The sequence below is a fragment of the Leclercia sp. 1548 genome, from assembly GCF_050435045.1.
Classification (GTDB): domain Bacteria; phylum Pseudomonadota; class Gammaproteobacteria; order Enterobacterales; family Enterobacteriaceae; genus Enterobacter; species Enterobacter adecarboxylatus.
In genome coordinates, this window is the sequence record NZ_JBNDJP010000008.1 from 53,346 (window position 1) to 66,148 (window position 12,803).

At 53.3% G+C, this 12,803-nt stretch carries 10 protein-coding genes; 8 read left to right on the top strand and 2 right to left on the bottom strand.

The genetic code is table 11. The features are described 5' to 3' along the window. Window positions 1-9: 9 nt before the first annotated feature. Complete coding sequence (rpmH, locus tag ABIE02_RS19220; RefSeq protein WP_003849659.1) at window positions 10-150, bottom strand: 50S ribosomal protein L34; 141 nt, start codon at window positions 148-150, stop codon at window positions 10-12. A gap of 600 nt (window positions 151-750) precedes the next feature. Here rpmH and dnaA point away from each other — a divergent pair. From dnaA to ABIE02_RS19245, 5 genes are all read left to right on the top strand, one after another. Further along, the gene (dnaA, locus tag ABIE02_RS19225; RefSeq protein ID WP_032615537.1) at window positions 751-2,151 is read left to right on the top strand and encodes a chromosomal replication initiator protein DnaA; all 1,401 of its coding nucleotides are present in this window, start codon (window positions 751-753) and stop codon (window positions 2,149-2,151) included. A 4-nt stretch (window positions 2,152-2,155) separates the two neighbouring features. Beyond that, window positions 2,156-3,259 carry a DNA polymerase III subunit beta gene (dnaN, locus tag ABIE02_RS19230; protein WP_032615539.1) on the top strand — a complete coding sequence of 368 codons (1,104 nt, stop codon included), beginning with the start codon at window positions 2,156-2,158 and terminating at the stop codon, window positions 3,257-3,259. Window positions 3,260-3,405: 146 nt separating this feature from the next. Then, window positions 3,406-4,479 carry a DNA replication/repair protein RecF gene (recF, locus tag ABIE02_RS19235; protein ID WP_032615541.1) on the top strand — a complete coding sequence of 358 codons (1,074 nt, stop codon included), beginning with the start codon at window positions 3,406-3,408 and terminating at the stop codon, window positions 4,477-4,479. 28 nt (window positions 4,480-4,507) lie between these two features. Further along, window positions 4,508-6,922, top strand: a complete 2,415-nt coding sequence (gene gyrB, locus ABIE02_RS19240) for a DNA topoisomerase (ATP-hydrolyzing) subunit B (protein ID WP_032615543.1) — start codon at window positions 4,508-4,510, stop codon at window positions 6,920-6,922. A 92-nt stretch (window positions 6,923-7,014) separates the two neighbouring features. Continuing rightward, window positions 7,015-7,764: a FadR/GntR family transcriptional regulator gene (locus ABIE02_RS19245; RefSeq protein WP_130588044.1), complete on the top strand. Its 750-nt coding sequence runs from the start codon at window positions 7,015-7,017 to the stop codon at window positions 7,762-7,764. Window positions 7,765-7,803: 39 nt separating this feature from the next. On the opposite strand, the gene ABIE02_RS19250 is transcribed toward ABIE02_RS19245, so the two are convergent. Then, a complete protein-coding gene (locus tag ABIE02_RS19250) occupies window positions 7,804-8,892 on the bottom strand; it encodes a mandelate racemase/muconate lactonizing enzyme family protein (RefSeq protein ID WP_336995118.1) in 1,089 nt (362 codons plus the stop codon). A 394-nt stretch (window positions 8,893-9,286) separates the two neighbouring features. Here ABIE02_RS19250 and ABIE02_RS19255 point away from each other — a divergent pair, with 394 nt between their 5' ends. The 3 genes from ABIE02_RS19255 to ABIE02_RS19265 are packed head-to-tail and all read left to right on the top strand — an operon-like array spanning window position 9,287 to window position 12,764. Beyond that, window positions 9,287-10,726, top strand: coding sequence for a mannitol dehydrogenase family protein (locus tag ABIE02_RS19255; RefSeq protein ID WP_051916095.1), 1,440 nt, complete (start codon window positions 9,287-9,289; stop codon window positions 10,724-10,726). Then, window positions 10,723-11,739, top strand: coding sequence for a zinc-binding alcohol dehydrogenase family protein (locus ABIE02_RS19260; RefSeq protein WP_032615551.1), 1,017 nt, complete (start codon window positions 10,723-10,725; stop codon window positions 11,737-11,739). Before ABIE02_RS19255 ends, ABIE02_RS19260 begins: the two co-directional genes overlap by 4 nt. A gap of 11 nt (window positions 11,740-11,750) precedes the next feature. After that, window positions 11,751-12,764, top strand: coding sequence for an Ldh family oxidoreductase (locus tag ABIE02_RS19265; protein ID WP_103793426.1), 1,014 nt, complete (start codon window positions 11,751-11,753; stop codon window positions 12,762-12,764). Window positions 12,765-12,803 lie beyond the last annotated feature (39 nt).

Sequence of the window (12,803 nt, forward strand, 5' to 3'; positions counted from 1 at the left end):
TTAGCTTAATTACTTGGAAACGGTCAGACGTGAACGGCCTTTAGCACGACGACGTGCCAGAACCTGACGACCATTTTTAGTAGCCATACGAGCACGGAAGCCGTGAGAACGGTTGCGCTTCAGTACAGACGGTTGAAAAGTGCGTTTCATGGCGATTTCTACCTAAACTTGAATAAATTCAATGACTTTTTGTGGAGTCCGAACGAATAACGAACAATGGACGCCGAAGCCATGGGTGATTAAAGAGGCCGGATTGTAATAATTGTACACTCCAGAGTCAATTCTCTTTCCTTATTTCCCGCGTCTTTCCGCACGTTTTTAGCGTGCAAATTGAACAGCGTCAGACGCAGGTCTTAGAGTCCCACGCGCCGGGTGGGGAATTATACGGCCTCCAGGGCAAATCGCAAGGATCGTCCAGGATCTTCGTTAGATCATTTCAGCAAAAAATCGTCTTTACTCATTAATTTTTCCAATATGCGGCCTAAATCGTGGGGGCGTATCCTCAGGATCGTTTACACTTACCCCGTTTCGATCCTCCTGTGGATAAATCGGGAAGAAACTGTGAGAAACAGAAGATCTCTGGCTCAGTTTAAGCTATGATCCGCGGTCCTGATCGGATCCCAGGATCCTGGTCGGGCAAAAACCGCAAATAGCGGTTCGCACGTCCCCCTTAACGCCGGGTCTTTTCGACGTGTGTCTACAATCATGACTATTCAATAGCTTTCTTTTTATGTTCGAGTGGAGTCCGCCGTGTCACTTTCGCTTTGGCAGCAGTGTCTTGCCCGATTGCAGGATGAGTTACCAGCCACAGAATTCAGTATGTGGATCCGCCCGTTGCAGGCGGAGCTGAGCGATAACACGCTGGCTTTGTATGCGCCAAACCGTTTTGTGCTCGATTGGGTAAGGGACAAATACCTTAATAACATCAATGGACTGCTGAACGAATTTTGCGGTACCGATGCCCCACAGCTGCGTTTTGAAGTGGGCACAAAGCCGGTCACCCAAACCCTTAAAGAGACCGTTAACGTCGCCGCAGCACCCGCGCAAACCGCGCAGGTTCACATGCCGCGCGTCGCCCCAGCGCCGCGTTCAGGCTGGGACAACGTGCCGGCCCCGGCGGAGCCGACATACCGCTCCAACGTTAACGTCAAACACACCTTCGATAACTTCGTCGAGGGTAAATCGAACCAGCTGGCGCGCGCGGCGGCCCGTCAGGTGGCGGATAACCCGGGCGGCGCCTATAACCCGCTGTTCCTCTATGGCGGCACCGGTCTGGGTAAAACGCACCTGTTGCACGCGGTTGGCAATGGCATCGTGGCGCGTAAGCCGAATGCCAAAGTCGTGTATATGCACTCCGAGCGCTTCGTTCAGGACATGGTTAAAGCCCTGCAAAACAACGCGATCGAAGAGTTTAAACGCTACTACCGCTCCGTTGATGCGCTGCTGATCGATGACATTCAATTCTTTGCTAATAAAGAACGATCTCAGGAAGAGTTTTTCCACACCTTCAATGCCCTGCTGGAAGGCAATCAGCAGATCATTTTGACCTCGGATCGTTATCCGAAAGAGATCAACGGGGTTGAGGATCGTCTGAAATCCCGCTTCGGCTGGGGCCTGACCGTGGCGATCGAGCCGCCGGAACTGGAAACCCGCGTGGCGATCCTGATGAAAAAGGCCGACGAGAACGACATTCGTCTGCCGGGTGAGGTGGCGTTCTTTATTGCCAAGCGTCTGCGTTCCAATGTTCGTGAGCTGGAAGGCGCACTGAACCGCGTCATCGCCAATGCCAACTTCACCGGACGGGCGATCACCATCGATTTCGTGCGTGAAGCGCTGCGCGATCTGCTGGCATTGCAGGAAAAACTGGTCACCATCGACAATATTCAGAAGACGGTGGCGGAGTACTACAAAATTAAAGTGGCGGATTTGCTGTCCAAACGTCGATCCCGCTCGGTGGCGAGACCGCGTCAGATGGCGATGGCGCTGGCAAAGGAACTCACCAACCACAGCCTGCCGGAAATCGGTGATGCCTTTGGTGGCCGTGACCATACCACCGTGCTGCACGCCTGTCGTAAGATCGAGCAGCTGCGTGAAGAAAGCCACGACATAAAAGAAGACTTCTCCAATTTAATCAGAACATTATCTTCGTGACGCTATGAAATTTACCGTTGAACGTGAACACTTATTAAAACCGCTGCAACAGGTGAGTGGCCCCTTAGGCGGCCGCCCGACGCTGCCTATTCTCGGTAACCTGCTGCTACAGGTCGCAGACGGCACGCTGTCGCTGACCGGCACCGATCTCGAGATGGAAATGGTCGCACGCGTGACGCTTTCTCAGCCTCACGAAGCGGGCGCTACCACTGTTCCAGCGCGTAAGTTCTTTGATATCTGCCGTGGCCTGCCTGAAGGGGCAGAGATTGCCGTGCAGCTGGAAGGCGATCGCATGCTGGTGCGCTCCGGCCGCAGCCGCTTCTCGCTCTCCACGCTCCCGGCTATCGACTTCCCGAACCTCGATGACTGGCAGAGCGAAGTCGAATTCACCCTGCCGCAGGCAACCATGAAGCGCCTGATTGAAGCCACCCAGTTCTCGATGGCGCATCAGGACGTTCGCTACTACTTAAACGGCATGCTGTTCGAAACCGAAGGTGAAGAGCTGCGTACCGTCGCCACCGACGGCCACCGTCTGGCGGTCTGCTCCATGCCGATTGGCGTGAGCTTGCCGAACCATTCGGTGATCGTGCCTCGTAAAGGCGTGATTGAGCTGATGCGTATGCTCGACGGCGGCGAAACCCCGCTGCGCGTGCAGATTGGGAGCAACAACATTCGCGCGCATGTCGGTGACTTTATCTTCACCTCTAAGTTGGTGGATGGTCGCTTCCCGGACTATCGCCGCGTATTGCCGAAGAACCCGGACAAAACGCTGGAAGCGGGCTGCGATATTCTCAAGCAGGCCTTTGCTCGTGCGGCGATCCTCTCTAACGAGAAGTTCCGCGGCGTGCGTCTGTATGTCAGCGAAAACCAGCTGAAGATTACGGCTAACAACCCGGAGCAGGAAGAAGCCGAAGAGATCCTCGATGTCACCTATGCGGCGGGCACCGAAATGGAAATCGGCTTTAACGTCAGTTACGTGCTGGATGTGCTGAACGCACTGAAATGCGAAAACGTGCGTATTCTGCTGACGGATTCCGTGTCGAGCGTACAGATTGAAGATGCCGCATCACAGTCGGCTGCTTATGTTGTCATGCCAATGAGACTGTAGTGATAACTATCGGGCTATCTTACTTGCCACTTTCAACCTGGGCTGTGCTCGCCCCTGTCACGTACTCCGTGTACGCTTCAGGGTCTGTGCGCAGTCCGCGTTGAAACTGGCTGCGCCGATTACGCCCTGGCCGAAGAAACCCAGATATGTCACTGACGCGCCTTTTAATTAAAGATTTCCGCAATATCGAAAGCGCGGATCTTGCTTTATCTCCCGGCTTTAATTTCCTGGTTGGCGCCAACGGCAGCGGCAAAACCAGCGTCCTGGAAGCCATCTATACGCTCGGCCATGGTCGGGCGTTTCGCAGTTTGCAGATTGGCCGCGTCATTCGCCACGAGCAGGAAGCGTTCATTTTACATGGGCGTTTGCAGGGCCAGGATCACGAAACGGCTATCGGTCTGACCAAAGACAAGCATGGCGACAGCAAGGTGCGCATCGACGGCACCGACGGGCACAAAGTGGCCGAACTGGCACTGATGATGCCGATGCAGCTGATCACCCCCGAGGGGTTTACTTTACTCAACGGCGGCCCCAAATACAGAAGAGCCTTCCTCGACTGGGGATGCTTCCATAACGAAGCAGGCTTCTTTACCGCCTGGAGCAACCTTAAACGGCTGCTCAAGCAGCGCAATGCCGCGCTACGCCAGGTAACCCGCTATGCCCAACTGCGGGCGTGGGACAAAGAGCTGATCCCACTGGCGGAGCAGATCAGCCGCTGGCGCGCCGAGTACAGCGCCGGGATCGCGCAGGATATGGCAGATACCTGCCAACAGTTTTTACCCGAGTTCTCTTTAAGCTTCTCCTTCCAGCGCGGCTGGGAGAAGGAGACCGACTATGCCGAGGTGCTGGAGCGAAGCTTCGAGCGCGATCGCATGTTGACCTACACGGCACACGGCCCGCACAAGGCGGATTTCCGCATTCGTGCCGACGGTGCGCCGGTAGAAGACACCTTATCACGCGGGCAGCTCAAACTCCTGATGTGTGCGCTGCGCCTGGCGCAGGGCGAGTTTTTAACCCGTGAGAGTGGGCGACGCTGCCTGTACCTGATTGATGATTTTGCCTCGGAACTTGACGACGCGCGGCGCGGACTGCTTGCCAGCCGCTTAAAAGCCACGCAGTCACAAGTTTTCGTCAGTGCGATTAGCGCTGAACACGTAATGGACATGTCGGACAAAAATTCGAAGATGTTCACCGTGGAAAAGGGTAAAATAACGGATTAACCCAAGAATAAATGAGCGAGAAACGTTGATGTCGAATTCTTATGACTCCTCCAGTATCAAAGTCCTGAAAGGGCTGGATGCGGTGCGTAAGCGCCCGGGTATGTATATCGGCGACACGGATGACGGCACCGGTCTGCACCACATGGTATTTGAGGTTGTGGATAACGCTATCGACGAAGCGCTCGCGGGTCACTGTAAAGACATCGTGGTGACGATCCACGCCGACAACTCCGTCTCCGTAACCGATGATGGCCGTGGCATCCCGACCGGTATCCACCCGGAAGAGGGCGTATCTGCAGCGGAAGTTATCATGACCGTCCTGCACGCAGGCGGTAAGTTCGATGATAACTCCTATAAAGTATCCGGCGGTCTGCACGGTGTGGGTGTCTCTGTGGTTAACGCCCTGTCGCAGAAGCTGGAACTGCTGATCCGTCGCGAAGGCAAAGTGCATCAGCAAACCTACGTGCACGGCGTACCGCAGGCTCCGCTGGCGGTTACCGGTGAAACTGACGTAACCGGGACTCAGGTCCGTTTCTGGCCAAGCCATGAAACCTTCACCAACGTCACCGAGTTTGAATACGATATCCTCGCCAAACGCCTGCGCGAGCTGTCATTCCTGAACTCCGGCGTCTCTATCCGCCTGCGCGACAAGCGCGACGGCAAAGAAGACCACTTCCACTACGAAGGCGGCATCAAGGCGTTCGTTGAGTATCTCAACAAGAACAAAACGCCAATTCACCCAAATATCTTCTATTTCTCTACCGAAAAAGACGGTATCGGCGTGGAAGTTGCGCTGCAGTGGAACGACGGGTTCCAGGAAAACATCTACTGCTTTACCAACAACATCCCGCAGCGCGATGGCGGTACACACCTGGTTGGCTTCCGTACGGCGATGACCCGTACCCTGAACGCCTACATGGATAAAGAAGGCTACAGCAAAAAAGCGAAAGTCAGCGCCACCGGCGACGATGCCCGTGAAGGCCTGATTGCTGTTGTCTCCGTGAAGGTGCCGGATCCGAAATTCTCCTCTCAGACCAAAGACAAGCTGGTCTCCTCCGAGGTGAAATCGGCGGTTGAACAGCAGATGAACGAACTGCTGAGCGAATACCTGCTGGAAAACCCATCCGACGCCAAAATCGTGGTCGGCAAAATTATCGACGCGGCGCGCGCCCGTGAAGCGGCACGTAAAGCCCGTGAAATGACCCGTCGTAAAGGCGCACTGGACTTAGCAGGCCTGCCGGGCAAACTGGCAGACTGTCAGGAACGCGACCCGGCGCTGTCCGAACTGTACCTCGTGGAAGGGGACTCCGCGGGCGGTTCTGCGAAGCAGGGCCGTAACCGTAAGAACCAGGCGATCCTGCCGCTGAAGGGTAAAATCCTTAACGTTGAGAAGGCGCGCTTCGACAAGATGCTCTCTTCTCAGGAAGTGGCGACGCTGATCACCGCCCTGGGCTGCGGCATTGGCCGTGACGAGTACAACCCGGACAAACTGCGCTATCACAGCATCATCATCATGACCGATGCGGACGTCGACGGCTCGCACATCCGTACGCTGCTGTTGACCTTCTTCTATCGTCAGATGCCGGAAATCGTTGAGCGTGGCCACGTCTACATTGCCCAGCCGCCGCTGTACAAAGTGAAGAAAGGCAAGCAGGAACAGTACATCAAAGACGACGAAGCGATGGATCAGTACCAGATCGCTATCGCCCTTGATGGCGCGACCCTGCACGCTAACTCAAGCGCCCCGGCGCTGGCGGGTGAACCGCTGGAACGTCTGGTCTCTGAGTACAACGCTACCCAGAAGATGATTGGCCGCATGGAGCGTCGCTTCCCGCGCACGCTGCTGAAAGCGCTGGTCTATCAGCCGACGCTGTCCGAAGCCGACCTCAGCAGCGAGCAGGCCGTGACCCGTTGGGTGAACACCCTGGTGACCGATCTGAACGAGAACGAGCAGCACGGTAGCCAGTGGAAGTTCGACGTGAACGAGAACAGCGAACTGAATCAGTTCGAGCCGGTGATCCGTGTGCGTACCCACGGTGTGGATACCGACTACCCACTGGATCATGAGTTTGTGACCGGTGCGGAATACCGTCGTATCTGTACTCTGGGCGAGAAGCTGCGCGGTCTGATTGAAGACGATGCCTTTATCGAGCGTGGCGAACGCCGTCAGCCGGTTGCCAGCTTCGAGCAGGCGCTGGATTGGCTGGTGAAAGAGTCCCGTCGTGGCCTCTCCATTCAGCGTTATAAAGGTCTGGGTGAAATGAACCCGGATCAGCTGTGGGAAACCACCATGGATCCAGAGAGTCGCCGCATGCTGCGCGTTACCGTAAAAGACGCGATTGCAGCGGACCAGCTGTTCACTACCCTGATGGGCGATGCGGTTGAACCACGTCGTGCCTTCATCGAAGAGAACGCGCTGAAAGCGGCGAACATCGATATCTAAGTCTGCCTCCGCGCTTTCCTTACGGGAAGGCGCGGATTAGCTTGCTTCACACTATCATCGGGTTGAATTGTCGGTTTTTTATAGGCGTAAGCATGGAACAGGCGATCACTAAAAGGCGCTATTATGATGTTGGTCTCCAGATAGAGGAGCTGCTCTATTCTGGGGTGTTTAAAGCAGGAGAGCGGCTTCCTTCGGAAAGAGAGCTCGGAGAACGTTTTAACACCAGTCGAACCACAATCCGTGAAGCTATTATCATGCTTGAGCTGAAGGGCGTGGTGGAAGTTCGTCAGGGTGCTGGCATCTATTTCATTGATAGCCCTGAAAAGTTAAATCAAAAAGCTCTTTTGCCCTATTCTGATATCGGCCCTTTCGAACTGCTTCAGGCCCGGCAGGTTATCGAGAGCAATATTACCGGTTTTGCCGCAACGCAGATCAGGCTGAATGAGCTACGCGAGCTTAAGCGAATCATTGCCCAGCAGGTTAAGCTGATTGACGGTGATAGCGACAAATTCGAAGAGCTGGATCGGCAGTTCCACAATATTATTGCCGAGGCGACGCAAAACCGCGTGCTGATGAAGCAATCCGCAGAGCTCTGGCGAGCCGTCAGAACGGAAAACCCCCGCTGGAAACGCCTGAATTACCACTACCTGCATAAAAAAGAGTTACGCATGATGTGGGTTGAGGATCACCGCTCTATCTTCCTCGCTCTACAGAAGCGTAATGCTGAACAAGCCCGTCAGGCATCCTGGAACCACCTTGAAAACAGCAAAAACGAACTGGTGAAAATCTTCCATCAGGACGAGTCGCTGGATGATTTTGACGACTTTTTCTTTGCCACCTGATTCTGCGCCGGGCCTGCATGGTGGCAGGCCCGGCAACCATCAGACTTCATATGGGTTGAGTTTATCCCAGTCAAATTCAACGCCAATTCCGCATTCATCTGGGGCGACGGCCCGGTAGTTCTCTACCACTAACGGACGTTTCGTATAGCGATCGATAGGGAAACTATGTACTTCCAGCCAGCCGGTATCAAAAGCGGATACCAGGCTAACGTGTAATTCCTGCATGCCGTGCGAGCAAATCGGCAGACCATAATTGGTCGACAATCTGGCAGCTTTCAGCCAACCGGTGATCCCACCACAGTTCGAGGCATCTGGCTGAATGAACCCTAACCTGGCGCGATCCAGCGCGTACCCAAACTCATGAATAGTATGCAGATTTTCCCCCATCGCCAGTGGGATAGTGGTGTTTTCAGCAATGCGGGCGTAGCCGTCGTAATCATCAGGAATGGTTGGCTCTTCAAACCAGCTAATATCGCACGACTCAACCGCCTTCGAGAGCGCAATAGCCTGTTCAACAGAGAGCGAGTAGTTAGCATCAATCACAAAGGTTACGTCAGGGCCAATAAGCTGGCGAACCGCCTTGATACGGTCGATATCATCCTGTGGATTTTTCTGTCCCACCTTTATTTTCACGGCGTTAAAGCCGCTGTCCAGATAACCCTGGATGCTACGCAGCAGCTTATCGAGTGGAAACGCCAGATCAATGCCACCGCAGTAGGCCTTACAGCTGTTATTGGCACCGCCTGCCATTTTCCAGAGCGGTAATTGCTCACGTTTGCCCTTCAAATCCCATAACGCAATATCGACCGTTGAGGTTGCAAACGAGGCAATTCCTCCCCGTCCAACATAGTGAATATGCCACTCCATAAAGTCGTAAATGGCATCGATCTCCGCCGCGTCTTTACCTACAAGGACCGGAGCCAAATCGTGATCAATCATCGCCTTAATGGCATAACCCCCTTTACCGCCGGTATAGGTATAACCGGTGCCGGTCGCGCCATTTTCCAGGGTAATCGTGGTCGTGATGAGTTCAAAATGGCTGTGATCGCCATGTTTCGCATCCACCAGTATTTCCGCCAGCGGCACTTTGAACAGTCGGGTTTGAACGTGTTTGATAAGCGTATTCATTTCTTGGTCCTCTTAATTCCCATTATTCAATTCATTTGCTCAATGCTTTGGTATGCCTGTTTTGCTAATTCTGTAAACCAGATTGACGCGTTTTGATGAACGACTTTGGTTTAAACCATTTAAATTCAATGGATTGCTCATGTTTAGCTTGTAACTTATTTAATGGTACACCAATTTTTCTGACGGCTCATTCGATGCTTATCACACTTTTAAATAAGCATGCTCTTTTCTTGTCTCTTATTTTAACTATCTTATTGATATTAATGGTATTTGGTTTGAGGTCTGAATTTAATTAGGATTTTATTCATGTTCTTTGTTTACCATTTGAGATCATTATCACTGTTTTGGTAAACCTGTTTGGCATTATTGGTCGACGATTTGTGGAGGGTTTCTAATGGAAAAGACAACGTACGACAGACAAGCGCTGAAAGCCGATATCGTACATATCGGACTCGGGGCGTTTCATCGCGGGCACCAGGCGGTTTATACCGATCTCTGCAATGAAAGCATGGAACAACGCTGGGGAATTTTTGGCATTAATATGTTTGGCAGCGCGGAGCTGGTGGATGAGTTGAATGCCCGGGAATGCCTGTTCAGCGTGGTGGAAAAATCCGCTACCTCAACCACCTGCCGCCAGGTGCGGTCGATGGCTGGCGCACTTCATACGCCTGCGAGCGGTATTCAGGCCGCGATCGATAAACTGGCTGAACCGCAGGTAAAAATCGTCTCGCTGACCATCACTGAAAAAGGGTACTGCACCGATCCGCAATCACGCAGACTGGACCTCGGCAATCCGCTTATTCACCATGATGTCACATCACCCCGCACGCCTCAGTCGGCCATCGGTTTGCTGGTGGAAGCGTTGCGTATACGGCGCGAACGAAAACTCTCACCCTTTAGCGTTCTTTCCTGTGACAACATTCCGGAAAACGGCTTGCTGACCAGACACGCGGTGCTCGACTTCGCGCGGCAGATTGATAGCGATCTGGCTGAGTGGATCGAAAGCAATGTGACCTTTCCCGGTACCATGGTTGACCGCATCGTTCCCGCCATGACGGCAGAACAGTTTGCCGTTATTGAAGAAGAAATGGGTTATGCCGATCCCTGCGGCGTGGTCTGCGAAGATTTTCGGCAGTGGGTGATCGAAGACAACTTTGTTGCCGGAAGACCAGAATGGGACAAGGCCGGAGCAATGTTCGTCAGCGACGTATTGCCCTACGAAGAGATGAAGCTGCGGATGTTAAACGGCAGCCATTCGTTTCTGGCCTATAACGGCAGCCTGGCAGGCTATGAATTTATCTATCAATGCATGGCCGATCCCGTTCTTAATGCCGCGGTATTCCATCTGATGGTGGAAGAGCAAGCCAAATCCCTTAACCCGGCATTAAACCTGGATGTGGAACAGTACGCCCGGCTGCTGGTTGCCCGCTTCAGCAACCCGCATATCAAACACAGAACCAGCCAGATCGCCATGGATGGTTCGCAGAAGCTTCCGCAACGCGCCATAGATCCATGGCGTACGCTACAGGCGCGCAAGGTAAAAGGGACGGCACTGGCGGTGCTGATCGCCGGTTGGCTTCATTACATTATTGGTGCTGTTTCTCGCGGCCAGGCCATCGCCGATCCCCTGAATGCAGAGTTTCATGCGCGGGTGAGCCAGTTTGACTCCTCATGGAAACAGGCCCACGCCTTGCTACAGATCGAAAGCATCTTCGGCACGCTTGCCTGTGACAACACCTCATTTTTGCACGAAATCCGTCTCGCTTTTCTTACCATCGAATCTGAGGGCGTTCGTGACGCCATCAAAAATCTATTGCTGCAGGAAAATCCATGAAAACGCTTATTTGCCAACAACCGCACCAGATTGAGTACATCGAAAGAGACATTCCTTCATTAAAAGAGGGTGAGGCGCTTCTTAAAACCCGCGCGGTGGGGATTTGCGGCACCGATATCCATGCTTTTGCGGGCCGGCAGCCCTTCTTTTCCTACCCACGGGTACTGGGCCATGAAATTTGCGGCGTAGTAGAAGAGACAGGCAGCGCATGCACTCGCGTCAAAAAAGGGCTGCGCTATAGCGTTATTCCGTGCATTCCCTGCGGTAGCTGTGCCGCCTGCCAGGAGGGCAAGACTAACTGCTGCGAAAACGTCTCTTTGTATGGCGTGCATCAGGACGGCGGTTTTAGCGAATATCTCGCTGTCCGCGAAGAGAACCTGGTCGAGTTGCCGTCCAGCCTGAGTGATAACGCCGGGGCGCTGGTAGAGTGTTTTGCCATTGGCGCCCATGCGGTTCGTCGGGCCGATATCAGGCCACAGCAAAATGTGCTGATTGTGGGTGCTGGCCCGATTGGACTGGCGGCTGCTGCGATAGCCAAAGCGAAGGGCGGGCGCGTTGTGGTTGCCGATATTGATGCGGGCCGCCGTCAGCAAATCAGTGAAAAACTGGCGGTAGCCACCCTGGATCCGACCCTGCAAAGCTATCCAGAAGATCTGAAAGCCTGCTTTGACGGCCAGTTAGCCTGTGTCCTGATGGACGCTACAGGAAATAAAGCGTCAATGTCACGTTCGGTCGACCTTATTCGACACGGTGGGAAAATTGTCTTTATTGGACTCTATATTGGCGAACTGCAGCTTGATGACCCGACATTCCATAAAAAAGAGACCACGCTTTTAGCCAGCCGTAATGCCACGCGCGAAGACTTCGAGTGCGTTATCGCATTAATGGCGGACGGGGTATTACACGAAGGTTTAATGGTTAATAAGGAATATGACTTTTACAGCTTCGGTGACGGTTATAAAGAAGACGTTGTCGAAAATAAAAAATTAGTTAAAGGCGTCATTAAATTTTAAGGAAGATTTCGATGTCCAGCGTATTAATTAAAGAAGATGAATTAAAAGCGTTAGTCTTAACAAAATTAACTCGTGCCGGTCTGGATGACAACACGGCAAGAGAGGTCACCGATGTGCTGGTGCATGCCGACATGACGGGTGTCCATTCGCACGGCGTTATGCGAGTTGAACATTACTGCACGCGCCTGCAGGCGGGGGGGTTAAATCCGGCTGCCGTGATGGCATTCCAGTCGATTTCACCTTCCGTCGCCGTGTTGGATTCAGATGATGGTATGGGGCATTCAGCGCTGCTCGCCGCCACGGATCGTGCGGTACAGCTGGCAAAAGAGACTGGGGTAGGTTTTGTTGGCATCAAAAACACCTCTCACTGCGGTGCGCTCTCCTATTTTGCCGAACGTGCGACCCGCCAGGGGGCTATCGCCATTGTGATGACGCAGACAGACACCTGCGTAGCGCCTTATGGCGGTGCGGAACGTTTTCTGGGGACCAACCCTCTGGCCTTTGGTTTTCCGGTAAAAGATGAAGCACCGATGATTGTCGACATGGCCACCAGCGCCGTTGCCTTTGGCAAAATTTTACATGCCAAGGAGACCGGACAGCCTGTTGGTGAAGGGCTGGCGCTGGATAAAGAGGGCAACGTGACAACTGACCCGCACAAAATAGAAAACCTCCTGCCTTTTGGTAAGCATAAAGGCTCCGGGATTGCGCTGGCGATAGATGCCCTGACCGGCATCTTAATGGGGGCTAACTTCGGCAACCATATTGTACGTATGTACGGTGACTACGACAAAATGCGTAAGCTGGCGAGCCTGGTCATTGCCATCGATCCAGACAAACTGGGTAATGCCTTTTTTGCCGCGACGATGAAGACCATGAGGGATGAATTGCGGGCGGTAAGACCGGTTCCTGGTGTGGAAAAAGTCCTTGCTCCGAACGATCCGCAGATGGCTTATAAAGCCAAATGTCAGCGTGAGGGCATTCCGGTAGCTGAAGGTATTTACCAGTATTTAACCGGTGAGAATTAAAAACGATACAATCGACAACATGGAGAGGATGATATCTAT

Excerpts from the sequence above, each read along its gene's own strand:
- ABIE02_RS19250 (WP_336995118.1), bottom strand. The coding sequence starts at position 8,892 with ATGAATACGCTTATCAAACACGTTCAAACCCGACTGTTCAAAGTGCCG.
- rpmH (WP_003849659.1), bottom strand. The coding sequence starts at position 150 with ATGAAACGCACTTTTCAACCGTCTGTACTGAAGCGCAACCGTTCTCAC.
- ABIE02_RS19255 (WP_051916095.1), top strand. The coding sequence starts at position 9,287 with ATGGAAAAGACAACGTACGACAGACAAGCGCTGAAAGCCGATATCGTA.
- ABIE02_RS19260 (WP_032615551.1), top strand. The coding sequence starts at position 10,723 with ATGAAAACGCTTATTTGCCAACAACCGCACCAGATTGAGTACATCGAA.
- ABIE02_RS19265 (WP_103793426.1), top strand. The coding sequence starts at position 11,751 with ATGTCCAGCGTATTAATTAAAGAAGATGAATTAAAAGCGTTAGTCTTA.
- recF (WP_032615541.1), top strand. The coding sequence starts at position 3,406 with ATGTCACTGACGCGCCTTTTAATTAAAGATTTCCGCAATATCGAAAGC.
- ABIE02_RS19245 (WP_130588044.1), top strand. The coding sequence starts at position 7,015 with ATGGAACAGGCGATCACTAAAAGGCGCTATTATGATGTTGGTCTCCAG.
- gyrB (WP_032615543.1), top strand. The coding sequence starts at position 4,508 with ATGTCGAATTCTTATGACTCCTCCAGTATCAAAGTCCTGAAAGGGCTG.
- dnaN (WP_032615539.1), top strand. The coding sequence starts at position 2,156 with ATGAAATTTACCGTTGAACGTGAACACTTATTAAAACCGCTGCAACAG.